This is a genomic window from Streptomyces sp. NPDC050610 (assembly GCF_040654875.1).
GTDB lineage: Bacteria > Actinomycetota > Actinomycetes > Streptomycetales > Streptomycetaceae > Streptomyces.
Map to the genome: position 1 here is coordinate 1 of NZ_JBFAIV010000055.1, position 26,473 is coordinate 26,473.

The 26,473-nt window shown below is 68.9% G+C and carries 26 protein-coding genes and 2 pseudogenes; 18 read left to right on the forward strand and 10 right to left on the reverse strand.

The features are described from left to right. Positions 1–346: 346 nt before the first annotated feature. Entirely contained in the window at positions 347–724 is a 378-nt protein-coding gene (locus AB0I22_RS37095; RefSeq protein ID WP_363135437.1) for a DUF6415 family natural product biosynthesis protein, read from the reverse strand. A 108-nt stretch (positions 725–832) separates the two neighbouring features. Here AB0I22_RS37095 and AB0I22_RS37100 point away from each other — a divergent pair, with 108 nt between their 5' ends. After that, positions 833–1,894: a helix-turn-helix transcriptional regulator gene (locus tag AB0I22_RS37100; protein WP_363135438.1), complete on the forward strand. Its 1,062-nt coding sequence runs from the start codon at positions 833–835 to the stop codon at positions 1,892–1,894. Here the strand turns inward: AB0I22_RS37100 and AB0I22_RS37105 are convergent. The 4 genes and pseudogenes from AB0I22_RS37105 to AB0I22_RS37120 all read right to left on the reverse strand — a co-directional run bounded on the left by AB0I22_RS37105 (position 1,891) and on the right by AB0I22_RS37120 (position 4,622). Next, positions 1,891–2,190 carry a hypothetical protein gene (locus tag AB0I22_RS37105; protein WP_363135439.1) on the reverse strand — a complete coding sequence of 100 codons (300 nt, stop codon included), beginning with the start codon at positions 2,188–2,190 and terminating at the stop codon, positions 1,891–1,893. The two genes, AB0I22_RS37100 and AB0I22_RS37105, sit on opposite strands and share 4 nt — an antisense overlap. Positions 2,191–2,529: 339 nt before the next feature. Next, on the reverse strand, positions 2,530–2,655 hold the full coding sequence (locus tag AB0I22_RS37110; protein WP_363135440.1) for a hypothetical protein: 126 nt from the start codon (positions 2,653–2,655) through the stop codon (positions 2,530–2,532). A gap of 1,254 nt (positions 2,656–3,909) precedes the next feature. Further along, positions 3,910–4,092 (reverse strand): annotated as a pseudogene (locus tag AB0I22_RS37115) (helix-turn-helix transcriptional regulator); the annotation flags it as partial. Further along, a complete protein-coding gene (locus AB0I22_RS37120; RefSeq protein WP_363135441.1) occupies positions 4,089–4,622 on the reverse strand; it encodes a DUF6879 family protein in 534 nt (177 codons plus the stop codon). The pseudogene AB0I22_RS37115 and the gene AB0I22_RS37120, both read right to left, overlap by 4 nt. 395 nt (positions 4,623–5,017) lie before the next feature. On the opposite strand from AB0I22_RS37120, the gene AB0I22_RS37125 reads away from it, so the two are divergent. Beyond that, positions 5,018–5,413 carry a hypothetical protein gene (locus tag AB0I22_RS37125; protein WP_363135442.1) on the forward strand — a complete coding sequence of 132 codons (396 nt, stop codon included), beginning with the start codon at positions 5,018–5,020 and terminating at the stop codon, positions 5,411–5,413. Here the strand turns inward: AB0I22_RS37125 and AB0I22_RS37130 are convergent. Beyond that, positions 5,388–5,924, reverse strand: a complete 537-nt coding sequence (locus AB0I22_RS37130; protein WP_363135443.1) for a hypothetical protein — start codon at positions 5,922–5,924, stop codon at positions 5,388–5,390. The two genes, AB0I22_RS37125 and AB0I22_RS37130, sit on opposite strands and share 26 nt — an antisense overlap. Positions 5,925–6,566: 642 nt before the next feature. Here AB0I22_RS37130 and AB0I22_RS37135 point away from each other — a divergent pair. Next, complete coding sequence (locus tag AB0I22_RS37135; RefSeq protein ID WP_363135444.1) at positions 6,567–6,833, forward strand: hypothetical protein; 267 nt, start codon at positions 6,567–6,569, stop codon at positions 6,831–6,833. 18 nt (positions 6,834–6,851) lie between these two features. On the opposite strand, the gene AB0I22_RS37140 is transcribed toward AB0I22_RS37135, so the two are convergent. Both AB0I22_RS37140 and AB0I22_RS37145 read right to left on the reverse strand, forming a co-directional pair. Continuing rightward, positions 6,852–7,490 (reverse strand): transposase, encoded by a 639-nt coding sequence (locus tag AB0I22_RS37140; protein WP_363135445.1) that lies wholly within the window; start codon positions 7,488–7,490, stop codon positions 6,852–6,854. After that, positions 7,415–7,954 carry a winged helix-turn-helix domain-containing protein gene (locus AB0I22_RS37145; protein WP_363135446.1) on the reverse strand — a complete coding sequence of 180 codons (540 nt, stop codon included), beginning with the start codon at positions 7,952–7,954 and terminating at the stop codon, positions 7,415–7,417. The genes AB0I22_RS37140 and AB0I22_RS37145 overlap by 76 nt, the downstream gene beginning before the upstream one ends. A gap of 990 nt (positions 7,955–8,944) precedes the next feature. On the opposite strand from AB0I22_RS37145, the gene AB0I22_RS37150 reads away from it, so the two are divergent. Then, complete coding sequence (locus AB0I22_RS37150; protein WP_363135447.1) at positions 8,945–9,634, forward strand: DUF4232 domain-containing protein; 690 nt, start codon at positions 8,945–8,947, stop codon at positions 9,632–9,634. 169 nt (positions 9,635–9,803) lie between these two features. Continuing rightward, positions 9,804–10,649 carry an NAD(P)H-binding protein gene (locus AB0I22_RS37155; RefSeq protein WP_363135448.1) on the forward strand — a complete coding sequence of 282 codons (846 nt, stop codon included), beginning with the start codon at positions 9,804–9,806 and terminating at the stop codon, positions 10,647–10,649. Positions 10,650–10,753: 104 nt separating this feature from the next. Here AB0I22_RS37155 and AB0I22_RS37160 read toward each other — a convergent pair whose 3' ends face one another. Further along, on the reverse strand, positions 10,754–11,680 hold the full coding sequence (locus AB0I22_RS37160; protein WP_363135449.1) for a LysR family transcriptional regulator: 927 nt from the start codon (positions 11,678–11,680) through the stop codon (positions 10,754–10,756). Between the two features lie 197 nt (positions 11,681–11,877). Here AB0I22_RS37160 and AB0I22_RS37165 point away from each other — a divergent pair, with 197 nt between their 5' ends. The 3 genes from AB0I22_RS37165 to AB0I22_RS37175 all read left to right on the forward strand — a co-directional run bounded on the left by AB0I22_RS37165 (position 11,878) and on the right by AB0I22_RS37175 (position 15,332). After that, positions 11,878–12,912: an NADP-dependent oxidoreductase gene (locus AB0I22_RS37165; RefSeq protein ID WP_363135450.1), complete on the forward strand. Its 1,035-nt coding sequence runs from the start codon at positions 11,878–11,880 to the stop codon at positions 12,910–12,912. Positions 12,913–12,993: 81 nt separating this feature from the next. Continuing rightward, a complete protein-coding gene (locus tag AB0I22_RS37170) occupies positions 12,994–14,622 on the forward strand; it encodes a bifunctional 3-(3-hydroxy-phenyl)propionate/3-hydroxycinnamic acid hydroxylase (protein WP_363135451.1) in 1,629 nt (542 codons plus the stop codon). A gap of 470 nt (positions 14,623–15,092) precedes the next feature. Then, entirely contained in the window at positions 15,093–15,332 is a 240-nt protein-coding gene (locus tag AB0I22_RS37175; RefSeq protein WP_363135452.1) for a chaplin, read from the forward strand. Between the two features lie 276 nt (positions 15,333–15,608). Here the strand turns inward: AB0I22_RS37175 and AB0I22_RS37180 are convergent, their stop codons facing one another. Continuing rightward, a complete protein-coding gene (locus tag AB0I22_RS37180) occupies positions 15,609–15,881 on the reverse strand; it encodes a hypothetical protein (RefSeq protein WP_363135453.1) in 273 nt (90 codons plus the stop codon). A 308-nt stretch (positions 15,882–16,189) separates the two neighbouring features. On the opposite strand from AB0I22_RS37180, the gene AB0I22_RS37185 reads away from it, so the two are divergent. The 10 genes and pseudogenes from AB0I22_RS37185 (at position 16,190) to AB0I22_RS37230 (ending at position 26,283) form a co-directional block, all read left to right on the forward strand. Further along, positions 16,190–16,495 carry a hypothetical protein gene (locus AB0I22_RS37185; protein ID WP_363135454.1) on the forward strand — a complete coding sequence of 102 codons (306 nt, stop codon included), beginning with the start codon at positions 16,190–16,192 and terminating at the stop codon, positions 16,493–16,495. A 359-nt stretch (positions 16,496–16,854) separates the two neighbouring features. Continuing rightward, positions 16,855–18,198, forward strand: coding sequence for an acyl-CoA dehydrogenase family protein (locus AB0I22_RS37190; RefSeq protein WP_363135455.1), 1,344 nt, complete (start codon positions 16,855–16,857; stop codon positions 18,196–18,198). 80 nt (positions 18,199–18,278) lie between these two features. Then, on the forward strand, positions 18,279–19,355 hold the full coding sequence (locus AB0I22_RS37195) for a bifunctional MaoC family dehydratase N-terminal/OB-fold nucleic acid binding domain-containing protein (protein WP_363135470.1): 1,077 nt from the start codon (positions 18,279–18,281) through the stop codon (positions 19,353–19,355). 1 nt (position 19,356) lies between these two features. Next, positions 19,357–20,409, forward strand: a complete 1,053-nt coding sequence (locus AB0I22_RS37200; protein WP_363135456.1) for an acyl-CoA dehydrogenase family protein — start codon at positions 19,357–19,359, stop codon at positions 20,407–20,409. Positions 20,410–20,501: 92 nt separating this feature from the next. Then, positions 20,502–20,912: pseudogene (locus AB0I22_RS37205) on the forward strand (MaoC family dehydratase); the annotation flags it as partial. A gap of 137 nt (positions 20,913–21,049) precedes the next feature. After that, on the forward strand, positions 21,050–22,216 hold the full coding sequence (locus AB0I22_RS37210; RefSeq protein WP_363135457.1) for a lipid-transfer protein: 1,167 nt from the start codon (positions 21,050–21,052) through the stop codon (positions 22,214–22,216). A 284-nt stretch (positions 22,217–22,500) separates the two neighbouring features. Continuing rightward, complete coding sequence (locus AB0I22_RS37215) at positions 22,501–23,487, forward strand: DUF1906 domain-containing protein (RefSeq protein ID WP_363135458.1); 987 nt, start codon at positions 22,501–22,503, stop codon at positions 23,485–23,487. A gap of 325 nt (positions 23,488–23,812) precedes the next feature. Then, the gene (locus tag AB0I22_RS37220; RefSeq protein WP_030892764.1) at positions 23,813–24,343 is read left to right on the forward strand and encodes a SigE family RNA polymerase sigma factor; all 531 of its coding nucleotides are present in this window, start codon (positions 23,813–23,815) and stop codon (positions 24,341–24,343) included. Between the two features lie 453 nt (positions 24,344–24,796). Continuing rightward, complete coding sequence (locus tag AB0I22_RS37225; protein WP_363135459.1) at positions 24,797–25,738, forward strand: MEDS domain-containing protein; 942 nt, start codon at positions 24,797–24,799, stop codon at positions 25,736–25,738. After that, positions 25,735–26,283 carry an ATP-binding protein gene (locus AB0I22_RS37230; RefSeq protein ID WP_363135460.1) on the forward strand — a complete coding sequence of 183 codons (549 nt, stop codon included), beginning with the start codon at positions 25,735–25,737 and terminating at the stop codon, positions 26,281–26,283. The genes AB0I22_RS37225 and AB0I22_RS37230 overlap by 4 nt, the downstream gene beginning before the upstream one ends. Positions 26,284–26,473 lie beyond the last annotated feature (190 nt).

Sequence of the window (26,473 nt, forward strand, 5' to 3'; positions counted from 1 at the left end):
CACGTAGGCGCACAGTCGGTTGAGTCGGCTCACGGTGACCACGTCCAAGTGCACCGGCCGGGGTGAGCGAAGAACAGGACGCACGCGTCCGGGTTCTCGCTCTCCGGTGGCCCCATTGACTCGCAATGCGGCAGGGGGAGCAGCGTGACCACACCATTCTTCCATCGGCCCCACAGGGAAACGTCGCGTGTGAGTTCGTGCAGCATCGAGTAATGCTCAGCATGTGGTGCTTCGTGCAACTCGCAGGAAATCCACGAGTGGCGAGCCCATCCGGGCTGGGCCGATCGTGTGACCATCTCAGCCACCAGGAAGGGGAAGACGATCGCCTTGGACTGGCACGTCCCGCTCACGGCTCGACGACCTCCTCCAGGACCAGACCGGAGTTCTCCAACAGGAAGCGGAGCGTGTATCCCAGGCTCTGCACCCGACACGACGCAGACAGCAGCCCGGAGCCCAGTCCCTCATCAATCTGGTATTGGACCTGACTCAGGTATGTCTGTTTCAGGGACCATTCCGTAGACCCGCGCCAGAGGCGGTCAATCTGAGATGTGGCCAAGGGGAGAAGGCGTTCAATGTGGTGAAGCAAGGACGCATGTATGACGCAGAGTTCCGGGTACGGAGGTAGCACCGAACGCTTCATCAAGGCATGACCGATGGCCCTTTGAACCCCTTCGAGGTCAACGCCCTGATTCCTTGCGTCCGTGCATAGCCGATCTTGCGTCATTCGGGGACCCTCCTACGTACGGATGGGTTGGTGTCGTGCTCCCATCGTGGAGGCCGCTACTTGGAATCTGATACGCCCGGCGTATGGCAACGGCGTATCGTCCGGGGTATGAGTGATCGGCAACCTTGGAAGGACGTTCGACTCCGCGCAGCTTGGGCCCGGAGGGACTGGGCTGCGGTGCTGAGTGAGTACAAGCGAGCGGCCGGCAACATCTCCCAACTGAGCCTGGGCGAGTTGGTGGGGATGCCGCAGTCCCACGTGTCTCTGATCGTGCGGGGGAAGCGCAAAGTGCTTTCGGCGGACGTCATACAGAGGATCACTGAAGGGCTTCAAGTGCCTGCTGAACTAAGGGGGTTGGCTGATGCGCCGACCGGGGACCGCGACGACGGATGGAGCCCGCACCGGGAACTCCGCGAACGGATGGCCCACGCTCACACCACAGGTCGCGCAGACCTGCGTACTGCCGATTGGATCGCCAAGCTGCTGGTAGCGCAGCGTAAAGCCGAAGACGATGTTGGCGGAGTTGATCTGTGGAGCGGCGTACGGTCACAACTCGAATCCGTTACGGACTTGCTCCCAAGGACGTCCGGATCGGCCGCTGACCGGCTGCTAGTGCTGGCAGCCGAACACGCTCATTGGCTCTCGTGGGTTGCGGCAGGGCAAGGGAAGCGCGGACCAGCCGCCGCATGGTTGGACCTCGCCGCAGGGTGGGCGGTAGAGGCTGGTTCATCCGACCTGACGTCGTGGATCATGCGAGTCAGGGCGCACTACGCGCTTCGTCATGCGCGTGATCCGGTCCGTGCGCTTAGGACGGCGGAGGCCGCAACGCGCGGGTTGGGCGGCACCCTTTCCCCGGCAGCCGAATCGATCGCCCTACATGCAACTGCCCTGTCTTCTGCGGCTGTTGGAGAACGTGGGCGAGCGTTGCGGCTCGCAGATCAAGCTTTTGATTTGGCCGCCAGGGTGCCCGACGAAGGCGACCGGCCAGGCTGGTTGTACTGGCTTGACCCTGTGCGTGCCCGGCTGAATTGGGCAGATACGGCCTACGCATCTAGAGACTGGCAGGCGGCAGTGGAGGGCTACCGAGACGCCCTCAATGAGCTTGTGGGTTTCCCAAAGGACTACGCCCATTACGAGGAGCGGCTGAAGGATGCGGAGCGCCGAGCCTAGTCTTCTTTGTCGGTGAGCTTGGTTACCTCAGGAGCAGTGGGCGCATCCGGATCATCCACATGACGGCAGCGCAGAACGACCACCCCGTCGTGACCAATGTGCCGACGGAGTTTCGCCAGGATCTCAGCAGACGTCGGCCCGTATCCCACCTGCACACCATTGGGAAGCGGGTCGGCGTCCTCCACATCGGTATCAAACTCGAAGAGTTCTACCCGCCGTTCAATGCTGTCGGCGTCGTCGCCCTGGTCGGGGTCGAGAACGTGATACTCAATCCACCAATGTTGCACCTTCGCCACCCCTCTCGGTTACCTGATCACGAGGTAACACTAGCCCGTCTGGGGCATCGACGCTGATGACACCCCTTTCGCATGGGTCCAGTTTCGCCCTGATCCGCCCCTGTCGCGCCGTTGACCAGTGTTTGTGGACCAGGCGTGGACCAGTCTGGGGGCCGCCGAAGGCGTGACGAGCCGAGCCAAAACAAGTGCCGAGCAGGCGATGGTGGGATGGCGATTGGCAGGAAACGCGAAGACGCCGCTTTGCCCGAGGAGAGGCAAAGCGACGCCTTAAATGCTTATTGCGTTGAGATTCAGGAGCCCCTTTCTATGCTGAGGCGTCTGAATCTCCATTTGCGATCATCAGCACAGCGCGGACCAGCAAAGTTCGGTTTGGGGATCCGCGGCGTCCGAAACCGGTTCGGTCATTGAGACCTCGCGCACGTCGAGGTCAAATGCTTCTTCGGTGCTCTGAATCGAATCGTTCATGGTGTTTCCTCCATTGGCTTCGTGCACGGGAATTGTGCGAGTTGCGCACCCCGCATGGCATGTTCTACATGCCCAGTAAATCGTCAGAGAATGGCGCGGCAACCCTAAAGAGGGATAAAGTCGTTTTGTCGGCTATTCGTTTTCTGCTGAGTCGAGAGCCTGTTGTATTTGCTGGTTCGAGTGGTGCTGGCCACGGTGGATCGCCTTGGCGTGGAAGCGGTAGAGGACGGCAACGCTGTGGCCGGCACGACGTGCGGCCTCAGCGGGGGAGAAGGTCCTGTACGTCTTCGACGGCGGCGAACTGCCCACCGAGGCCGGAGCGTCGATCAAGCTCGCCTCTGACGAGCTGCTGGCCGCCGAGTTCCACTCAGCTGAAGATCTCGACCAGCTTCTGATCCCGAGACTCGCCCGCCGTGTGAGGCAGGCCATCGGTGCCCGTGGCCAGGGGAAACCTGCGTACCTTGAATATGGGGCTCCGCCGACTGCCTAGTCTTGGGCCGTTTTTCAAGATCTGGACCCTGGGTGGACCACGAACCGGTGAGTGCGGCGTGTGAGAGGCTATTCGCCCAGCTCAGAGGCATGATTGCGGCTGTAGCCACAACCCCCTTGAAAACCGTCGTGGCAGCGATGTCACCGAGGGTTCAAATCCCTCAGCCTCCGCCGACCCTGCGCTTCCGCAGGTAAGAAGGGGCGCTCCCGATCCGGGGGCGCCCCTTTCGCGTGCGGGGTGTCTCGCCGTGAAACGGGCCTGTCCCGCCGTTGACCGGCATGCGTGACCGGCCTGCGGCCAAGCTCAGGCAGTCTCAACCTTTGGGCAGCCGTTCTGCAACGTGCTGTTGATCGTCTGATGGGCTACGGTCTGCTGCCCGTAGTACTCGGTGGAACTGACGCGCCGCACGCGCGCCCCGCACTGACTTCGGCGGTAAAGATGCGATGTTCTTCCACCATTCGGTGAACTATGGGGAGCTCGCGGATGGGGCACAACAGGTTGATCAAGCTCGCAGTGGTTCGGCAGCGTATGGAACACCAGCGGAAGAAATTTCAATCCTGATGGCGAGCAACGACCTCACCGCCGCGCTCGTAGGTTGCGATGCGGTGCTCTTCGACTTTGACGGTCCTATCTGCGACGTATTCTCTGGGCTGCCGGCCCCTGAGGTGGCTGACCAGTTGAGCAGCGTCATCGCTGCTCATGACGCCGAACTGGCCGCGAAGGCGGCCTTTGAGCTCGTCGGCGTTGGTTGGCTGGCTGGTCTCCCGGGCCCAGGAGTCGAGGTCGCCGAGGGTGGCGGTCTGCCGCCCGTTCTCCAACTTGGAGACCTTCGACGGTGCCCACCCGCACTGGGTGGCGAGCTGCCTGACGGTGAGCCCGGCCTCGGTGCGCAGCTCGCGCAGCCGCGCACCGAGGGCGACCCGGGCCTGCTGGAAATCAGTGCTCACACACGGGAACGTACCTGGTCGAGGAACTCCTCGCGCCGAAGGGCGTAGTGCCAGGCGGCGTCCCGGAGTTGGCAGTAGCGGAGGATGAGACGAGGATCTTCGATCAGCTCTGCTCCGAGGTAGCCGTCGCCTTCGTCGAAGTGCAGGAGCAGCGCCCGGCGGGAGTCGAAGAGCCAGAAGTCCTCCGCGGGGAGGCCGAGCTTGTCGGCGTCGGCGCGCCACAGGTGCCGGATGTCCTCGCCTGCGGCGATGTTGTTCACCGAGCTCGCAAACAGGAAGCGCTGCCCGTTCGTGGGCGGCTCGTCGACCACCCGCACCCGCTCGACCCGTTTGCCTTGCGCGACCTGCTCCTCGATGTTGGCGGTCCATGCGGACGGCGCCAGGCCGAGCACCTGGCCGCATAGGAACCGGGCGTAGGGTTCACCGCCCTCATCGGACGCGTAGGCGCGGCGGGTCTCCAGACGCCAGGCGGTGTGCTCGAACTCCCGGAAGTAGTCGCCGAAGGTGGCGTCGTCAATGAACTCCGGCACGACCACGGCTCCTTGGGCCCGAAGCGTACGAGCAGCTCGCGCGGTACGACGACGAACCCCTCATGGGGAGCGACGTCCTTGAGCTGCTTGGCGTCCTCGGGGTCGGTCACCGCCATCCCCTGTACGAGGATCTCCCCGCTGTCGAGGTCCTCGTGCAGCGTCGGGCACTTCCCCTCTTCCGAAGTGGTACCGATCACCTCCAGCCTTCGGGCCATGGTGTCCTCCACGTCCTGGCCGGCCTCCTGGCCGACGTGGAGCGCACCGTAGCCCGACCTAGTAGAAACGCGACAAGGCACTGCGGGTGCGACGTGCGCGATCGGGCACCCGCCGTCCACGCGCTCACATAATCGGCGACGCCCTTCCGGGGTCAGTGGGGCATCGGTGAGGGCCTGCGGGTGATCCTCGTGCGCGCGCACCAAGGCCCCGAACTCGGCGTGGTCAAGGGTGTGGTGGATACCGTCGGTGGTCAGCAGCACCAGGCGGTCGGGGATCGCGGCTTCACGGACGGTGGCGACGACAGCGGTGGCGAGGGACGCGCGGACCCATGCGTCGTGGTGCTCGGCGATTTCGGCGGCAACGTCACCATGGGCCCGCAGGAACTGGCCCATGGTCTGGCCGGTGGAGTACTGGTGAAGCCGGGTGCCGTCCCAGCCCCACGCGCGGGCATCGCCGAACCAGGCGATCCGGGAGGCGATCCGGGTGGTGTCGTCCCCAGGGCCGGTGACTGCGGCCACGGCGACGGCGTCCGGCTCGGGTTCCTCCTCTTCACTGCCAGCCGTGTTCGACGGTGACGGAGTTGGAGACTGTCTCTGCCCCTGGGGGGAGCTTCCATGCGCAGGTGTCGTGCAAGTTGGACAGCAGCTCCTGCTCCTCGTCAGTAGTGACCTTCAAGTAGTAGAGGGCGCGCTTGGAGCGAAGAGGGGAGTCATGAATGTCGCGCGTCGTCGTGTACGTTCTCGCCTCCTCTCCCGGTGTGATCGAGTCCTTCGGGCAGTAGACGGTGTGCTCGGTGCCCGGCTTGCCGACGTTGTCCATCTGGGCGATCAGGTAGTACTTCGTGCCCTCGGCCGGCGGGCAGATGACCTTTGCCGTCGTCTGAAAGGTGCTACCTGCCTTGTCCGGTGCGCTGAGCTGGACGGCCGGGGACGGGCATTTATCCTGCGACGAGCCCGAGTTCCCTGAACTAGCAGCGATGAGTGCACCGCCGATCGTGCCAGCAGCCGCGATGACGGCCGCGATGGTGACCTGGTACCGGGATGGACGGAAGCGGCGCCGTGGACGTGGTGGAGGAGCGGAACCCATAGATACCCCCTGTACTGGATGCTTCACAGAGAGATACCACGGTCGGGCTTGTTCGCGTTGCGTAAAACCGAGGTTGGTTCGAGCGGATACGCAGAGGCGCCGATCAGTCATCTTTGCGCGCAGCGGCAATAGTACTTGCTGTATCGGCACCTTCCGGTTACGCGTGCGGCACACCCCACTTGAACCGTCGGACAAGTGCTCGACCGGTCGCCTCCGTCACAGTTTCCGTCTCATTCACAACCGTTCGCAGACGTTCAGGCGAGACCGGGGGTCCGCTCCTGCGCGTTGAGCAGCCGACCATGAATGCAGGTGATCGCCCCTGAACACACCGTGTCCCCCTCCACCACAGTTGGAAAGCGTGTGGGGAGAGATCAAGTTGCTGTGTGCTGTCCAGCGTTTGACCGGTGCCGTCAATGGACCCTGACCGCCGGGATCTGGCACAACCACAAGACCGGCCGACTACTCATCCGGTCACTGACCGCCTACGGCAACTGACCTTGGAATCAACCATCCAAGGGGGGCTCGCATCGCATGGATGCGGGCCCCCCTAGCTAGGTGTGTCCTTCGGTGCTGTCGCTTGACGACGGCACCGAAGCCTTAGACGTCGTTGCATTTGGCGTTGGTCGATAGACTGCTGCAGAGATGAGCATGGAAGATGAGATCGAGACCCTCTGCCGGGTCTGTGGGTATGACGATGGCGAGCCACGCTGGGTGAACGGATGCGCTTACAGCGTTATTTGCTCTGCTTGCGCATCCCAGTCTGGCCTCAATGACAACCTGCTGGAAGGCGTGCGTGAGCTGCGGGGGTACTGGGTGGGCCAGGGCGCTCCATGGTCCTGCCCTGAGGACAAGCCGGAAGGCTGGGACCTGCTGAAGCAGATTTCCGACCTGCCTCCCGAATGGCGTTGACCCGAACCGTCGGCAGCGCTACTGAAGTTGATTGCGTGATGTCGGTCTGATCGCGGTCGGGGGTCCAGGCTCAGGCCGGCGCCTGCGAGGCACCCGTCGACCAGGTGGGGGGCGGTACTGGATCTTCTTCAGGTTTCGCTTGACAGCCTGGGCCAGCTGGTCGAGATCTGCGGCGGCGAGGTTACCGATCGCCCGTTTCACCAGCGACCAGATTCCTTCCTGCGGGTTGAGGTGAGGCGCGTAGGACGGAAGCTGGAAGACGGTCGGCCAGTCGGCGTTCGCGGCGGCGAGCGCTTGCATCTGCGGCATCAGATGGGCACGGAGGTTGTCCCACACCAGGGCGACGGGCCCGCTGAGTTGGCGGTGTGCGCGCAGGATCAGGTCGCGGTAGTCCTGCCAGGTGAAGGCCTTGGGTTCACCCTTGCGGCCCCGGTGGACGCGGAAGCTGTAGAGGAAACGTGACCGCTTCCCCGGCTTGAAGCAGGCCATTCCCGCCATCGAGGCCCAGCCGGAGCCACGGCCGCGCACGCTGACGACGGGAGTGACACCCACACGGCCCCAGGTTCTGGCACGCGGCGGCCTCAGCGACTGGGACGCCTCGTCCTCGAACAGGATCCAGGCGCCCCGGGCCGCCGCGGTGCTCTTACCCGCGGCCATACCTCCTTCTTCCACAACTCCACTGCCCCGTCGTCCCGTTCGACGGCCCGTCGAGCGGTCTGCTGCCAGGACCAGCCATGCCGCTTGAGCAGTCTCCACGTCCCCTCGACGGTGTAGCTGACGTGGAACATCCGGCCGATCAGGGTCTTCACCCGGGCCAGTGTCCACCGCTGGTCCTCCCAGCCGTGGGCCAGCGGACCACGTTCCAGAGCCCTCTCCAGCCGGGCCACCTGGGATTCACCGAGCCTGGGCCGGCCGGGCGATCCCTTCGACAGCACGCCACCAGGCCCCCGCTCACGCCACTGCCGGCGCCAGCGCTCCACCGACCGCTCACTCACCCGCAACGCGACAGCGATCTCCCGGCTCTTCTCCCCGCCCTCGAAACGAGCGACCGCCTCCAGCCGGATCCGTTCCCGTGCGGCCCTCCCCGCATCGGTCAGCCCACCACCCTGCGCATATCTCACAGCCGCAAGACCTACACCGAGCACCCCAGCCCGTCAGCCGACGAGTCGGCTGCGACACGCTCTTTTTGCTTTGGACTTGTGCGATACGGGGGGCGACCGCAGTCCGTCTACCGGTCGTGTCGGTGCTGCCAGCGCTATCCCCGATTGAGGGCATCGCATGCTGCTTGGCGAGCGGCGCCCCGTATGGTCTCGACGGCACTCAGGGCCGCCCACACGCGGGTGCCAGGTCGTACAGTCACTCGGCAGTGGCGGGGTCGGCCCAGTGGCGGCGCCCTGGCAGGCGGTGAGCAGGTCGCTCACCGCCTGGTGGATAGACATCGCGTGCGGCAGGCCAGTTGACGAGATGGCCGCCGCAGGCAGAGCCGGAAGAGGAAGCTGCCGCTGACGAGGAACCGAACCTTATGGCTCCATGAGCGCCCTTTGGGCCATATACGGGCCAGGAGCGCCTTCTCCTGACCACAGATGAGGTAGGACGCAGGTCAGGATGGGCGGGATGGTGTCGGCGACGGCGGTCTTGAGAACCGTCGTGGCAGCGATGTCACCGAGGGTTCAAATCCCTCAGCCTCCGCCAGTCCTGCGCTTCCGCAGGTAAGAAGGGGCGTTCCCGATCCGGGGGCGCCCCTTTCGCGTGCGGGGTGTCTCGCCGTGAGCCGGGCCTGTAACGCCGTCGGCCAGTGTGTGGCCAACCGTGGTCTGGCTGCGATGACTTCAGCACTCTGCGGGTTCCCCGCAGAGTGCTGTTGCATTTCTGGTTGGCCACTGTCCGCTGCTCGCGGAAGATCCGAACGAAGAACCGGCCGCCCCTTGAGGCGCTCGCGTCCGCCCGGACCCGAAGCTCCAGGTGAGAACCCTGCGCGCGAGACAAGTTGGTCATTTAGCTGGGCGTTAGTGGAGCGGCAAGCCGGCGATAGCGGGTCCGGCCAGAGTGGGTGACGTACCGAGGAGACACCGACTCGGACACCGACATCGACTTCCCTGGGGGAATCCGCAATGAGCGCCAGCACCACTGCCCGCACTGTTCGTCGCCGTACCCTGCGCGTTGCCGCCGCGGCGCTGGTTGCGGCGGCCGGGCTTTCTTTGACTGCGTGTTCCGGCTCGGATGCCGGGGGTTCGAAGGCGGCGGGGCACACGGGGGCGAACGCGGCTGCGGAGTCCGGTGGTTCGGGGTCGAAGTCGTCGGCGTCGGGGTGGTCCGGGCTGCAGGGCGCCGGGGCTCAGGCGGACGACGCGAAGGCGGACTCCGGGAATGGCGCGGCGGAGGACGGGGGGAAGCCTGACTTCTGCCGTACGGACGACCTGATGATGGAGGCCGTCGACTCCTCGCCCGACAAGCAGACGGGCGATGTCACCGTCCAGATGACGAACAAGGGCGGGAGCACCTGCTCGGCGACGGGGTTCGCGGGTGTTGACCTGAAGGATCTCGACAACACCTCCGCCTCCGTCACCCGCGCCGACAATCAGCCCCGCATCACCAACCTGAAGCCCGGCGATACCGCCACCTTCAACATCTCGTACCCCGCCGACACCAGCGGCGACAGCCTCGCGAACCCGACCAACATCCTGGTCACCCCGCCGAACGAGTCCCACAGCGTCTCCCTGAAGTGGCCCGCCGATGCGCTCAAGCCGGCCGGCTCGTATGACGACAAGATCCAGGTTCACCCGGTCGGGATCGCCAACTGAGAGCCTCCTCGCCCTCGGCTTTCGTAGCAGGTGGTAGTCGTCGCATGGGTGTGGCGCTTCCTCGCTTGCAAAGCGGACCTGTGGTCCATATCGTTAATCGGACTAGCGGTCCGGATTGTACGAGCTGGAGGTTCCCCATGTCCGCAACCGTCTCCACCAGGAGCAGCTGATGATCACCGACGGCACCGCACTGGTCATCGGCGCCACCGGCACGACCGGCAGCCGCACCGCCGCCCAACTGACGGCCGCAGGCCACCGCGTCAAAGCCGCCAGCCGTCGGGCCGCCCCGGTCGCCGACGCCGAGCCGGTCCGCTTCGACTGGTACGACGCCTCCGGTCACGCCGCCGCCCTCGACGGCGTCGACCGCGTCTACCTCGTACCGCCCGTAGGCGACTCCGACCCCGCGGCGTCCATGCTGCCTTTCCTCCAGCGGGCCCGTAGCGCGGGCGTGCGCCGTGCGGTGCTGCTGAGTTCCTCGGCCATCCCCGAAGGGGGGCCGGCGGTGGGGGCGGTGCACCGGGCGCTGTCCGGTCTGTTCGATGAGTGGGCGGTGCTGCGGCCGTCGTGGTTCATGCAGAACTTCACCGGCACGCACGTGCACGCCCGCGGCATCCGTGACGACGGCGTCATCTGGACCGCCGCCGACAGCGGCCGGGTCGGCTTCGTCGATGCCGGGGACATCGCGGCCGTCGCCGTCCACGCGCTGACCGATGAGCAGGCGCCCAATATCGATCTCGTCCTCACCGGGCCCGAGGCGCTCAGCCACGACGACGTCGCCGCGATCATCACCGAGGTGACCGGTCGGCCCGTGGCCCACCGCCGGCTGTCCTACGAGCAGTTGCGCGACCGCCTCGCGGCGGAGATCCCGGTGGAGTTCGCCGCGATGCTCGCCGGCATGGACCGTGCCATCGCCGAAGGTGCGGAGGACCGCGTCACCGACACCGTCCAGCGCCTCACCGGCCGGCCCGCGCGCGCCTTCCGCGAGCTCCTTGAGAGGTCCGTTCCGAAGCCGTAGGACCTGAAAGTCGTAGGCCCTGAAGCCGTAGAACCTGAAAGTCTTAGGTCCTGAAGTTGTAGGTCCGGAAAGGTCGTTGGCCCTGAGAGGGGCAGGCGCTCGCTTCAGGCTCTCGCCTCCGGGGTCGTCAGCGGCTGGGCGGCGGAGCGCATGTGGGCGCGCAGCCAGCGGGAGGCGGGGTCGGTGTCGACGCGGTGGTGCCAGCGGAGTTCGACGGTGGCCGAGGGCAGGGGCAGCGGGATGGTGTGCCAGCGGAGGGGGACGTGCCGTGCGACCAGGTGCTGTGCCAGGAAGAGGGGCGCGAGGCAGATGACGTTCTCCTCCAGGGCCATGAGGGCCGCGACGGCGTAGGACGGTACGACCGCGCTGACCGTACGGGAGCGGCCCAGGCGGTGCAGCGCCTCGTCCAGGGGGCCGCGGGCGAGGCCCCTGCGGGAGGCGGAGATGTGCGGGTGGGCGCACAGGTCGTCGATCGTCAGCCGTTCGGCCCGGCCGAGTGCGGAGTGGGCGGACATCAGGGCGACGAAGTGGTCGGCGAAGAGCGGTTCCGTGCGCAGGTCGGGAGGGGGCGGGCCGGCGACGCCGACGTCCAGGTCGAGCGAACCGTCCCGTAGCGGATCGGCCTCCTTGGAGTCCTGCGCCACGAACCGCAGCCGTACTTGGGGCGCTTCGGCGGCTACCAGGCGGGTGAGCCGGGGCGCGAGGACGGGGGCGAGTCCGTCGTTGACGCGGATGGCGAAGGTGCGCTGCCAGGACCGGGGGTCGTTGTCGGTGGGGTCGGCCCGGAGGCCGGACGCTTCCTCCAGGAGCGCCTTGACCCTGGCGGCGGAGCGCTGGGCGAAGGGCGTGGGGACCAGGCCCCGGCCGGCGCGTACGAGGATCTGGTCGTTCATCGACCGCCGCAGGCGCCCCAGGGCCCTGCTCGTCGCCGGAGCGGACAGGTGAAGGCGTGCCGCGGCGGCGGTCACGCTCCTGGTGTCCAGCAACGCGTCGAATACGCGCAACAGGTTGAGGTCCAGCTGCTCGGCCATGAGGCGTCCTTGTGATTGCGTTCGGCGCAAAGCCGGAGTGCAAAGTATGCACTGGACATCATTCCACCTGAGTTTGAGACTGAATCTGTGACTAATGGGTCGCCGCGAACCTCGGGGTTGGTGAAGCCGGTCGAGCCGACGCGCGGTTGCGGTCGCCCCGGCCGGCCGGCCGGCCACCAGTACAGGAGTGGACAGCCATGGCCAGGACCGTGCGACCGACTGCCTTCGGGACACCGGAAGTCCTTGAGACCGTGCCGACACCAGTGCCGCGACCGGCCGCCGGCGAGGTCGTCGTCCGCGTTCGCGCGGCCGGGGTCAACCCCATCGACTGGAAGCTCTACAGCGGCGCCTTCCACGCTGTGGACGACCGGCACAAGGACTCCGCCGGAGTCGCCGGCGCTCTGCCGCGCCTCGGCTTGGAGTGCGCGGGAGTCGTCACGAAGGTTGGCCCGGACGTCGGCCCGGACACCGACGCGGATGTCGGTGCGGATGTCGGTGCGGGCGTCGATGACGAGGCCGGTGCGGGGGCGAACGGGGTGCGGGTCGGCGATGAGGTCATCGTCTACCCCGTCACCGGCGCCTACGCCGACTACGTCACCGCGCCCGTCACCTCGCTGATCCCCAAGCCGGCCGGTCTGGGCTGGTACGAGGCCGGGGCGCTGATGCTCGCCGGCACCACGGCCGCGCACGCCCTGGACGTCACCGGAGTGGGCCCGGGCGACACCGTGCTCGTCCACGGCGGCTCCGGCGGGGTGGGGCTGATGGCCGTACAACTGGCCGTCGCCCTGGGCGCGACCGTGATCGCTACCGCCGCCGAACGCAACCACGGACTGCTCCGCGGCCTCGGCGCCCTCCCGGTGAGTTACGGGGCCGGGCTGCTCGACCGCGTACGGGCCGCAGCGCCCGACGGCATAACGGCCGCGATCGACTGCGTCGGCACCGACGAAGCCCTCGACACCTCCGTGGCGTCGGTGGCCGACCGGCAGCGCATCGCCTCGATCACCGGAACCGACCGCCGCGTCACCGCGGGGATCAAGATCATCGGCAATGGGCCGGGCCAGGACGCGGGCGCCGACATCAGGGCCGCCGCCCGCGCCGGGCTGGCGGCCGGCGCGGGCAAGGGCGAGCTGCGGGTTCTGATCGCCTCGGTCTTCCCCCTGTCGGAGGCGGCTCGGGCGCACCGGGCCGGGGCCGCCGGGCACGCCCCCGGCAAGCTCGTGCTTGTTCCCTGACCCCGACCCTGACCCTGACCAGGCACGCGCCCCCGATCCCGAGCGGATGGAACAGCCGGCGCACGCGAGGGAGGAGAGAAGATGACTGAGGGAAAGCAGGGAAAGCAGGGAAAGCAGGGAAAGCAGGGAAAGCAGCGATTGCCCGGTCAGGGGTCGGCTCCGCTGGTGGATTTCGCGGTGGTCGGTTGCGGACCGGTCGGCCTGACACTCGCGGCGCTGCTGGGCAGGGCCGGGCATTCGGTCGTACTCCTCGAACGCCATCCCGGCCGCTACGGCCTGCCCCGCGCCGCCAGCTTCGACGGGGAAACCATGCGTGCGCTGGCCGGATTGGGGCTGGCCGAGGAACTGTTGCCCACGCTGTACGCGCAAGAGGCCTACGAATGGCGCAACGGCTCCGGTGAACTGCTGATCCGGCAGGAATGCCGGGCGGTCGGCGACAGCGGCTGGGCGGACATCTACATGTTCGACCAGCCGACTCTGGAGAACGCGCTGCATTCACTGTGCGCGGCACTGCCGAACGTGGAAATCCGCCTCGGCACCACGGTCACCGGACTTTCCCAGGACCGCGACGAAGTTCAGCTCACATTCGCCAACGGGCTTGCTGTACGGGCTCGTTACGCGATCGGCTGTGACGGGGCCAACAGTTTCGTCCGGCAGCACCTCGGCATCGAACAGGACGACCTGGGCTTCGCCGAGCCCTGGCTGGTCTGCGACTTCGCGCTTCGGCGACCCGCTGCCGAACTGGGGCTGCCCCGAATGCTACAGATCGGCGACCCCGCCGGTCCGACCACCGTCATCACCACCGCGCCGGAACGACAGCGGTTCAGCTTCATGCTCGACGACACCGAAGCCCTCGATCAGGAACGCTCGGAGGAGTCGGAGGAGTCGGAGGAGTCGATGGATTCGGAGAAGGCGTGGGACCGCGTGCGGCCCTTCCTTTCCCGCGCTGACGCCGAACTCGTCCGCGTCGCCGCCTACACCTTCCGGTCGTTGATCGCGCGGCGGTGGCGGGACGGGCGGGTACTCCTCGCCGGCGACGCCGCTCATCAAATGCCCCCGTTCCTGGGCCAGGGAATGTGTTCGGGGATACGCGACGTGCTCAACCTCGCCTTCAAGGCCGATCTGCTGGTGCGGGGAATTCAGGGCCCCGAAGTGCTCGACACCTACCAGAGCGAACGCGAACCCCATGTGCGGGGCGTGATGGAAACCAGCATCGAGCTGGGCCGTCAGCACACCGTGCGGGACGCCGCGCTGGCCGCCGAACGAGACGCCGGACTCCTCGCCCGCCGCGCCGCATTACAGGAGCCGGAACACATCCGGCTACCGGACCTCGGTCCCGGACTGCTCGGCCCGGGCGGGGGCCGGATCGCGGTGCAAGGACGGGTCGGCGACGGTGTGAGGACAGGGCTCCTCGACGACTTCACCGGCAGCGGATTCCGCCTGTTGGTCACCGAACAAGCCCTTGCCGTACTGGATTTGGCCGCACTCGAAGAAATCGGCATCACCGTCGTCGGCTTCGGCCCGGCAGCCGGAAAGAACGTCGTGATCGACTCCGACGGCACACACCGACGGTGGCTCTCCGAACTGGGCGCCGCCGCCGTGGCCGTACGCCCCGACAACTACGTGCTCGCCGCCGGGCCCGACGCCGTGGAAGTGGCGGAGGAATTGCGGGCCCTCCTCGCCCCCGGAACCCGGGCCGCCGCGGCGTGAAAGCCCGCCACTCTCTGCGAGAGTCCGGGCTCGACTGGGTGGCGGAGGGGCGGAGCCGGATGCGGCGTACCGACAGGCCGTGACGTCGAATTCTCGGCGGGCCTCGCGACACTCCGCCGATCGTTGGAACGGGCTCTGGAACGGACTCTCCAACCGCGCGGGTGATAAGTCGGATCGTCGTCGGCCCGGTGCTATTTGTGTCGAACGCGAGGGAAGGAAGTCCGGTGGCGAGTCCGGTGCATGGCGATCGGCGGTCGCGGGCAGATCGGTGGTGGGCCGGCGACCGTACGAGAGGCCGGCGGGAAGCGAACCATTGAACGCCTGGCGCTGGTTCGTGCCGCTCTGCTGCGCATTTCATTAATCCCTTTGGGGGTAAACCCGCGTGGCGATGCCCTGTTGGAGGAGATCTGCGGTGCTAAGCACCGAGGCTGTTCACCGACACGTTGTGACACGTATGGAAAGGGAATGCCATGTCGCGTATCGCCAAGGCCGCCATCCTGACGGCTGCAGCCGGAGCCGCTGTTTCCGGTGCCGCGGGGGTCGCCTCTGCCGACGCCGGTGCCGCGGGCGGCGCTGTCGGGTCGCCGGGTGTCCTCTCCGGGAACCAGCTGCAGATTCCGGTTCACATCCCCGTGAACCTGTGCGGCAACTCGATCGACATCATCGGTCTGCTCAACCCCGCTTTCGGCAACACCTGCCTCAACAAGTAATACCAGCGGAGATATGCAGCGCCCGCGTCGATGAGTAGTCGATAAGCGGCGATAAGCAGTAGCACCTGCTGGAAGCGGCAGCATCTGCTGTGCAGCACGGCACCGCGCACTCCTCGCGCCTGTGGCGCTCACCACGACAGTGGTGGGCGCCACGCGTCGTTTCGGGGAGTCCACGGGTGCTCTGCCGAGTTGGTCGTTGAGTTGGTCGTCGTGTGGGCCTCTGGGCGGGTCCCCGTACTGGCCACCGGATGGGCCGTCGAGTGGGCCGGCGATGCCTCACGGCCGGGCGGCCCCGTGAACCACAGATGCCGACCGCCCGCCCGGAGCGGGCACGGCGACCGTCAGCGGGATGGTGAACGCGTGTTCCCGGGGCAGCTCCCAGAGGGCGGTCGTCCCGTCCGCGCGCCCCTTGATGTCCAAGCCGATGCCTACGAGACGGTGCGGCTGCGTGCCGCAGGCGATTCCGTCGACGGTGGCCCAGGGAGCGGCGGCGAAGAGGGCGCGTACGGCAGTCGGTCCGGCGATGGCGTCATGGATGCCGTGGCCCAAGCGGCCGGGTGTTCGATGAAAGGGAGGGGCGTGATGGCTATATCTACATTTGCTGAAAGTGCGTCTGAACGCTTTTCCGCAGATGGGGCCAGGGGTGCTGGCGCGGCTGGAGGGGCGTGCGAAGGGTTGGGGGCGCAGTGGAGGTTTGACGCGGATTCATTCCCCTTGCGAGCGAATCGGCCCTAGGCGACTGGTTCGCCGGGGATTCGGTGGGCAACTCTGGGTCCGCGACGTCGTACCCCGCCGAGGCAGTCGGCCAACCGCCTGGCGCTACCAAGCAGCAGTTGCACATTCCTGGAGGAATAGACATGGTAAGCACCCGCACCGTCCGCGTTCTCGCTGCTGTCGCCGCTCTCCCGCTGGCCGCCGCGCTCTTCACCGGTGTCGCCCAGGCGGACAACGGCGCCCTCGCCGGCAGGGGCTCGAACTCGGCGGTCGCCGGTGTCGTGGGCAGCGGCGTCGGAGGCAACAACCTCGGCAACTCCACGACGACCCAGCAGGTCGCCACGGGTAGCGGCGCGTCCAACCAGAACAACACCGCGAGCGTCAACGGCTCCGCCTTCACGGCGATCGACCAGGACAACACCGCCGTCAACTTCACCAAGCTGTGGTGAGCCGATGACTCGATGAGAGTCGAGGAGAGCGGTTGAGGTCTGACGGTCGCGCGGCGGCACTCCGGTGCTTCCGCGCGACCGCCTTTTTTGTGCGCGGGCTGGATGAGTATGGGCTGATCGCGTATGGGATGGCTGCGTACGGCGCGTCTGTGTGCGGAGCGTCTCCGCGCGGCGCGTCTGCGTGCGGCGCGTCCGCGTGCGGCATGTCCGCGTAAGGGAGTTCGCTTACGGGAGTTCGCGTGCGGGAACGGTTCGGCGGAGTCGGTCGTCGGCGGCTGTCGTGCACGGACCTTGACAGGCGTCAGGAATCTGACGGACAGTCAGAAACCCTGATTCCCGCCCAGCGGAGGTCCGCGCCCGTGCACCTCGCCCCCACCCCCGCCCAGCAGCGGCTGCGCGCCGAGCTCCGCGCGTACTTCCGCGACCTGCTGCCGCCCGGCGGCCCGCCCGACGACGCGGCCGAGCAGCGCCGGCTGCTGCGGCGCATCGGCGCGGACGGCCTGCTCGGGATCGGCTGGCCCAAGGAGTACGGCGGTCAAGGGCGGGGCCCCGACGAGCAGTTCGTCTTCTTCGACGAGGCGTACCGGGCGGACGCCCCCGTTTCGATGGTCACGCTCAACACCGTCGGCCCGACCCTGATGAAGTACGGGACCGCGCGCCAGAAGGAGTACTTCCTGCCGCGCATCCTGCGGGGCGAGACCGTCTTCGCCATCGGCTACACGGAGCCGGACGCGGGCACCGACCTCGCCTCGCTGCGGACCAGAGCCGTCCGGGACGGTGCGGACTGGCTCATCGACGGCAGCAAGGTTTTCACCAGCAACGCCCAGAACGCCGACTGGATCTGGCTCGCCTGCCGTACGGACCCCGAGGCGGCGAAGCACCGGGACATCTCCATCATCCTGGTGCCGACCGACGTCCCCGGCTTCTCCTGGACTCCCATCGAGACCGTCGGCGGGCTCACCACCACCGCGACCTACTACGACGCGGTCCGGGCGCCCGCCGCCAACCTCGTCGGCGAGGAGAACGCCGGCTGGGGACTGATCACCAACCAGCTCAACCACGAGCGCGTCGCCCTGGCCGCCATCGGCTCGCAGGCCGAGGACTTCTACGAGGCGGCCCTCGCCCACGCCCGTACGACCGACCCGGACACCGGCCGCCGCCCCGCCGACCAGCCCTGGGTCCGGGCCCGGCTCGCGGAGGCGCACGCGCGGCTGGCGGCGACGCGGCTGCTCAACTGGCGGCTGGTCGACGACGTCGGCGCGGGCACGCTCAGCCCCGGGGACGCGAGCGGCGTGAAGTTCCTGGGTACCGAGAGCGCGGTGGAGGTGTACCGGATGTGCCAGGAGGCGGTGGGGGAGACCGGGCTGATACGGGCCGGGTCCCCGGGTGCGTTCGGGGGCGGCCCCGCCGCCGACGGCGAACTGGAGCGGATGAACCGCGCCGCGCAGATCAACACCTTCGGCGGCGGAGTGAGCGAGGTGCAGCGCGAGATCCTCGCCATGATGCGGCTCGGGATGCGGAAGGGACCGCGCCGGGAACCCTTGCGGGAGCGGTCATCAGAGCGGTCATCAGAGCGGTCACCGGAGCGGTCACCGGAACGGTCGCGGGAGACGGGGGAGGCGGCTGCGGAGCGTACGGGCGCGGAGGCGGCTTCAAGCTCGGGGGCGGCGGCGCACGGCGGGCAGCGGGGAGGCGAGCGGTGACGGGCGCGCGTACGGGCACGAGCACGGGTCGGGCCACGGGGCCGGGCCCTGGGGCGTCCGGCGAGCAAGAGGCGGACGGGCTGTACGAGCGTTTGCGGGCCTATGAAGGGCGGGCCGCCGCCAACTCGGGCGTCGGCAAGGACCCCGTCAACGAGCCCATGATCAGGCACTGGTGCGAGGCGATGGGCGACACCAGCCCCGCCTACCCCGCGACCGCCCCGGCCACGATGTTGCAGGTCTGGACGATGGGCGGGCTGTCGGGGAACGCCGGCCGCACGGGCGTGTACGACGAGCTGTTCGCGCTCCTGGAGGACGCCGGTTACACCTCGATCGTCGCCACCGACAGCGAGCAGGAGTATCTGCGCCCGCTGCGCCCCGGTGACCGGGTCACCTTCGACGCGGTGATCGAATCCGTGTCGCCGCGCAAGACGACGAAGCTGGGCACGGGGTACTTCATCACGACGCGCATGGACGTACGCGTCGACGGCGAGACGGCGGGCACCCACCGCTTCCGGGTCCTCAAGTACGCTCCGGCCGCGCAGCGTTCTGAGGAGCGGTCCGCTGAGAAGGAAGCGGGGGGAGGGGCAGGAGCCCTTCGCCCCCGGCCCGTCGTCAACCGCGACAACGCCGGGTTCTGGGACGGCGTCGCGGACGGCAAGCTGCTCATTCAGCGCTGCGACTCCTGCGGGACGCCGCGTTTCCCCTGGCTGCCGGGGTGCGGAAGCTGCGGCTCGGCGCACTGGACGGCGTTCGAGGCGTCCGGCGCGGGCACCGTCTACTCGTACGTCGTCATGCACCACCCGCCCTTCCCGGCCTTCGACCCGCCGTACGCGGTCGGCCTGATCGAGCTGGCGGAAGGGGTGCGGATGATCAGCAACGTCACCGGGGTGCCGTACGACAAGGTGCGCATCGGGATGCCGGTGGAGCTGGAGTTCCTGCGCGTGGACGCGGAGTTGACGCTTCCCGTCTTCCGCGCGACGGGTGGGGGCGACGCGGACGGGGTTGGTGCATGGGTATCCGGCACGGACAGATCCGGCACGGACAGATCCGGCACGGACGGTTCCGGCACGGACGGTTCCGGCACGGACGGTTCCGGCACGGGCAGATCCGGCATGGACGGTTCCGGCGACGCGGCCACGGCCGGGAAGGGCCGCTGACATGGACTTCACCCCCACGCCGGAGCAGCAGGCCGCGCGCGAGCTGGCCGCGTCGATCTTCGGCGATCTGTCGACCCACGAACGGCTCAAGGCCGCGGGCACGGGCTGCGACCCTGCGCTGTGGAAAACCCTCTGCGCGTCCGGGCTGCCGGGCGCCGTGGAGGAGGTGGGCCTGCTCGGGCTCGTACTGCTGCTGGAGGAGCAGGGGCGGACGACGGCGCAGGTCCCGTACGCGGCGACCTGCGCGTACGGGCTGCTGCCGGTCGCCGCGCACGGCACGGACGAGCAGCGGGCGCGGCTGCTGCCGGGGCTGCGGGACGGGACGCTGGTGGCGGCCGGGGCGTTCCCGCCGCGCGCGGCTTCCGCGGTGCGGGGCGAGGGCGGCGGCTGGCGGCTCACCGGCTCCTTCCCCGCCGTGCCGTGGCTGCGCGAGGCGACGCACGTACTCGTACCGGCCCGGCTGCCGGGTGGCGCGGAGACCGGGTGCTTCCTGGCGGAGGTGGTCGCGGCGGGTTCCGTGGAACCCGTGGAGCTCACCGCGCCCTGGTCGGCCGGGCGGCTGACCCTGGCCGCGACGCCCGCCGAACGGCTCGGGGACGCGGACACCTGCGGGTCCGTCCTGTCGGTGGCCCGTACCGCCTTCGCCGGATTGCAGGCCGGGGTGTGCGCCGGTTCGCTGGCGCGGGCGGTCGAATACACCACGACGCGCGAGCAGTTCGGGCGGCCGCTCGCCGCCAACCAGGGCGTGATGCTACGGGCCGCCGACGCCTATATGGACACCGAGGCGATACGGGTGACCGCCTACGAGGCGGCCTGGCGCCACGACGAGGCTCTGCCCGCCCGTACGCACGCGCTCACCGCCGCGTGGTGGGCGTCGGAGGCGGGGAAGCGCGTCGTGCACGCGGGGCAGCACCTGCACGGAGGCATGGGCGCGGACCTCGACCACCCCGTGCACCGGCACTTTCTCTGGGGCCGCCAGCTCGACTCCTATCTCGGCTCCGCCCCTGAACTCCTCGCCGAACTGGGCGAGTTGCTGACCGAGGAGGCGGCGTGAACAGCCGAGATGTGGGCGCTGAGGCGCGTACGGGCGCGTCCCGGGAGGCGGAGACGGAGTCGGAGACGGAGAGGGAGACGGAGACGACGGGGATTACGGATACGGGGCGGAGGCGGGCGGCCCGTACGGGCGATCTGCTGCCCCCGCTGCGCATCCCCGTCACGCGCACCCTCATTGTCGCGGGCGCCATCGCCTCCCGCGACTACCAGGACGTGCACCACGACACCGAGGCGGCCAGGGAGAAGGGTTCCCCGGACATCTTCATGAACATCCTGACCACGAATGGTCTGGTCGGCCGCTATCTGACCGACTACTTCGGGCCGGACGCCGTCCTGCGGAAGGTCGCGATCCGGCTCGGCGCGCCGAACTATCCGGGGGACGAGATGGTGCTGACCGGCGAGGTGACGGACGTGGCCGGGGAGGCCGTGTCGGTGGCGGTGCGCGGCCGGAACGGGATCGGCCACCATGTCACGGGCACCGCGACCGTACTCCTCGGTGATGCCCGCGAGGGCGGTGCTGGGGGCGGCGGTGCTCGGGACGGTGATGGCGACGACTGCGGTGCCCGCGACGCCGATGCCCGTGACGGCGGAGCCCGTGACGGCGGTGCCCGCGACGGCGGAGCTCGCGACGGCGGTGCCGCATGAGTGCGAGCCGCGCCGACACGCTCGGCGGGAAGGCCGCGGTCGTCGGCATCGGCGCGACCGAGTTCTCCAAGGACTCCGGGCGCAGTGAGCTGACGCTCGCCGCCGAGGCCGTACGGGCGGCCCTGGCGGACGCCGGGCTGACGGCGGCCGACGTGGACGGGATGGTCACCTTCACCATGGACACCAGCCCCGAGATCACCGTGGCGCAGGCCGCGGGCATCGGGGAGCTGTCCTTCTTCTCGCGCGTGCACTACGGCGGCGGCGCGGCCTGCGCCACCGTGCAGCAGGCGGCGCTCGCGGTCGCGTCGGGGGTCGCGGAGGTCGTCGTCTGCTACCGGGCGTTCAATGAGCGTTCCGGCCGGCGCTTCGGCTCGGGGGTGCAGCGGCGCGAGCCGTCCGCGGAGGGCGCGGCGCTCGGCTGGGCGCTGCCGTTCGGGCTGCTCACCCCGGCGTCCTGGGTCGCGATGGCCGCCCAGCGGTACCTGCATACGTACGGGCTGGCACCCGAGGTCTTCGGGCAGGTCGCCGTGGTGGACCGCCGGCACGCCGCGCGGAACCCGGCCGCGTACTTCTACGGCAAACCGATCACGCTCGCCGAGCACGCGGCGTCGCGCTGGATCGTCGAGCCGCTGCGGCTGCTGGACTGCTGCCAGGAGACCGACGGCGGCCAGGCGATCGTGGTGACCAGCGTGGAGCGCGCCCGCGACCTGCCGAACCCGCCCGCCGTCATCACCGCCGCAGCCCAGGGCGCGGGGCGCGGGCAGGAGCAGATGACCAGCTTCTACCGCGACGAGCTGACCGGGCTGCCGGAGATGGGGGTGGTGGCGCGGCAGCTGTGGCGGACGAGCGGACTGGCGCCCGGCGATATCGACGTGGGCATCCTCTACGACCACTTCACTCCGTTCGTGCTGATGCAGCTGGAGGAGTTCGGCTTCTGCGGGCCGGGGGAGGGGGCGGAGTTCGTGGCCGCCGGCGAGCTGCCGCTCAACACGCATGGGGGCCAGCTCGGCGAGGCGTACCTGCACGGGATGAACGGCATCGCGGAGGCGGTGCGCCAGCTCCGGGGGACCTCCGTCAACCAGGTGGCGGGGGCGGCGCGGGCACTGGTCACGGCGGGGACGGGCGTTCCCACGTCCGGGCTGCTTCTCGGGGCAGACGGCTGAACGCGGGGCGTCTCGGCGCGCGGTGACCGGGTGTCGGCACTTTTATTCGGCGTATGAACCGATTGATCCGGCCGACCCGACCGACCCGATTGCTCCGCCTGCTCCGACCGATCCGGTCCTCCCGACTGGTCCGCCCCACCCGACCCGTCCGATTGCTCCGACCGACTCGATCGAACCACCTGACCCCACCCAACCGACCGACCCGGCTGAACCGACGGACGAACGTCATCGGATACACCGCCGCGCTGACGGCGACGGTCGTCTCACTGGCCGGGGGTATGGGCGTGGAGTCCGCCTCGGCGGAGGGGGTGGCGGGGCGGCCGGGCGCTCTCGGGGCGCACCCGGCGGGTGCCGCGCCGCGCGTCGCACCGGCCGACGACCCCGATCCGATGACGGACACCACCGCCGGTATCGACTCGATGTTCGATGACGAGGAGGAGCCAGGGGCGGCTGATACGAGGGACAAGACCGGGACGAGTGCGGAACGGACGGGCACGGGGAAGGCCAACCCGTCCCGTGCGACCACAGGCGACCCGCGCGCGCTGGGAGGCTCCGTCTTCGAGGGCCGGGCCTTCGACACCTGCCACGCCCCGTCCCTGACCACCCTCCGCGCCTGGCGCTCCTCCCAGTACGGCGCCGTCGGCATCTACTACGGGGGCCGCGGCCGGGCCTGCCCGAGTCAGCCGTACCTCGGCCCCGGCTGGGTGCGCGGCGCCCGCGCCATGGGCTGGCAGGTGCTGCCCCTGTACGTCGGCTCGCAGTCGCCGTGCGTGGCGAGCGCCCGTAAGAAGCACGTACGCATCGGCGCCCACGCCTGGGCCCAGGGCAAGGCCGAGGGGCGGGACGCGGTGCGCCGGGCGAAGGCGATGGCGATGTCGGCGCGCAGCGCGCTCTACCTGGACATGGAGGCGTACAACTTCCACAAGAAGGGGTGCGCCCGTACGACCCTCGCGTTCATCCGGGGCTGGAGCAACGCGGTGCGCGGCCTCGGGTACCTGCCCGGCTTCTACAGCAGCGCCGAATCGGGCGTACGGCATCTGGAGGCCGCCCGGCGGGCGGGGGCGAACGACCTGCCCGACGCGATGTGGTTCGCCCGCTGGCACACGTCGCCGTCGGTCGACGGGGAGCGGTCGCTGGCCCGGGGCGCCTGGCAGCCGCACCGCAGGATTCACCAGTACGCGGGTGATGTGAGCGAGACGCACGGCGGCCGGCGGATGAGCATCGACCGGAACCTGGTGGACGCGCCGGTGGCGGTCATCAAACGACAGTGATGGCCGGCTGCTGCCCGATGGTGGCGTCCGGGTGTCGTGGGTGGGCGTCCGGCTGTCATCGGGTGGCGTCCGGTTGTCATCCGATCCGGGCTTGCGCGCGTCATCCATGGTGGGGGGCGTGCCGGCCGGTGACGGGGCGCGGATCGCGGCTACGAGGCGGAGAGGGCGGTCGGGAGCGGGTGCTAGGGGTGCGCACCCTGACGAACCCTGACCGCTCTCCCCCTCTAGGAGGTGGGGAAACCCCGACCAGTACGACCTGAGAGGGATCGTTCTTCGGCACCTTCGGGCGATCCGCCGAGTACAGGCGCGCTTCTAGCGTTGAGGCATGACCACGCCTGTGTGCACGAGCGCATCCACTGCCGTGTTCCCGTCGTTCTCGTCGTACGTACGGGCCCGCGGACCGGTGCTGCTGCGCACCGCCCGCTCGCTGACCTCGAACCCGTGCGACGCCGAGGACCTCCTCCAGACGGCGCTGGCCAAGACCTACCTGGCCTGGGAACGCATCGAGGACCACCGGGCGCTGGACGGCTACGTACGGCGGGCCCTGGTGAACACGCGGACCTCGCAGTGGCGCAAGCGGCGGGTCGACGAGTTCTCCTGCGACGACCTGCCGGAGCGCGAGACGGCGCCGGCCCCGGACCCGGCCGAGCAGCAGGTGCTGCGCGACGCGATGTGGCGCGCGGTGCGCAAGCTGCCGGAGCGGCAGCGGGCGATGGTCGTCCTCAGGTATTACGAGGACCTGACGGAGGCGCAGACGGCCGAGCTGCTGGGGGTGTCCGTGGGTACGGTCAAGAGTGCGGTGTCGCGGGCGCTGGGGAAGCTCCGGGAGGACCCGGAGCTGGTGAAGGCGGCGTGACGTCCGGGGGCTCGATGTCCCTGGTGGGGCTGTCGGAACCCAGCGGTGCTGTCCGCATCCGGTGGTGCTGATCGAACTCGGTGGTACTCCTCGAATCCGGTGGGGCTACTCGGACCCGGTGGTGCTGTCCGCATCCGGTGGTGTTCCTCGGACCCGGTGGTGCCGCTCGGACCCGGTGGGGCTTCTGCTGACGATCCGAGCATATTGCGGTGCTCGACGACCGTTACCGAACAGAACCGGACCGATCCCGGTGGCTTCCGACCCTCTTTGGGGCAGTTGTAGGCGGTATTGAGGTCATCGGCCTGTCATCCCATTTCCGCTGGGTAGCCTCCGCGTAACCGGCCGCCTGACGGCGCCACCAACGGGAGAGGGCGAAGGCGGATGCCTGCCTGGGACGCGGAAAGCACCGGCGTGATTCCCGTACAACGGATGCGGCCCGGGGACCACGCCTTCGTGAGCTACGAGGACGACGAGACGCCGTGGGACGTCCTGACCGCGTTCGCGTGGACGGGGCTGACGCTGGGCGAGAAAGTGATGCTCTTCCCGGCCCCCGGGCTGCCCGAGAGTGAGGTCCTCGACCGCCTGGACGCCTGGGGTCCGGCTGCGGCGGCCGCGCGGAGGAGGGGCCAGATCGTGCTCAGCAGCATGCGGTCGCTGATCCTCCCGCACCAGCAGTTCACGCCGGAGCGGCAGTGGGAGGGCATCACCACGGAGACCGAGCGCGCCGTGCGGGAGGGCTACAAGGGGTTTCGGGCGTACATCGACATGCACTGGGTGGCGGATCTCGGGGCGGACATCGAGACGATGATCTACCGCGAGACGCACGCGGACCACCTGTTCCATGCCGTTCCGTACAGCGAGATCTGCGCGTACGACCGCCGTGCGTTCAGTGGGGAGGTGCTGGACGCCATGGCCAGGGCACACCCCACGAACCTGCTGGAACGCCTGGGCTCGCTGCACACGGAGCACGCCGACGGCATGGTGCGGCTGGCCGGTGACGCGGACCTCGCGACCCGCACGGAGTTCACGGCCGCGCTGAAGACCGCGATGGCCCGTACGCCGGTGGCCGGCCGGCTGGTCGTGATCCTCACCGATCTGCACTTCCTCAGCGCGGGCTGCGCCGCCGACCTGCTGCTTGTGGCCGGTGGGGCCGTCGAGGAGAGACGCATGGAGGTGCGGTGCGACGCCTTCCAGGCTCGTACGCTGCGCAGGCTCGGCGCGAATTCGATTCGCCGTCTGATGCTGTTGGAGAAGGCGGAGGAGAAGGCGGGGGAGAAGCGGGTGGAGCCGTCGGCCGGGATGTCAGAGGGCAGACCACCGGAGAGTACGGGCGAAGGGCCGAAGAGTACGGGCGAAGGGCCGAGTGAGGGGCCGGCCCAGGGGAGGCAGCGATGAGGTCCGAACACTGCGACCTCTCCGCAGGCGACGGGGCCGAGGAGTGGCTGCTGGAGTGCGAATTCACCGGCGAGGACCTGCCAGGTCTGCGGGTGGCCGTGGGCGAGTGCGCGGCGTGGGCGGGGCTCACGGAACCGCGCTGGGGCGAGTTCGTCCTGGCCGTCAACGAGATCGCCTCCAACGCGGTCGAGCACGGCGGCGGGCGCGGCTGCCTCACGCTGCGGCGGCGCTGCGGTGAACTGGAGTGCAGCATCGCCGATGAAGGCCCCGGATTCCCGGAGTCCGTCGTCCCCGAACTCCTGCCGGGGCTCGACGGCGCGCACACCGGCCGGGGGCTGTGGCTGGCGCGGTTGGTGACCGACCGGCTGGTGATACGGGGCGGGGCGATGGGGGCGGCGGGGTCTCCGGCCGTTAATGGGGCGAGTGCGGCGGGCACGGAGGGTGCGCCGGATGTGGGGGGTGCGGCGGGTGCTGCGGGTGCGACGGATGCCGTGAACGCCGTGGGAGCGGTGGGCGCGGTGGTGACGCTGGCAATACGCATGTGACGCGGCGTGCTGTGGGGCTGTGGGTACGTACGGGGCGCCAGTGCACCGGGGGGCTACGTACACCCTGAACGGACGGGTTGGTCGGATGTTCCGGGCGTTCGCGATGGCGGAGGCTGAACGCGTCGGCCCCCGCCGTCCATCGCCTGGCGCCCAGCGCTTGTCGTTCGTCGCCCGGCGTTCGTCGCCCGGC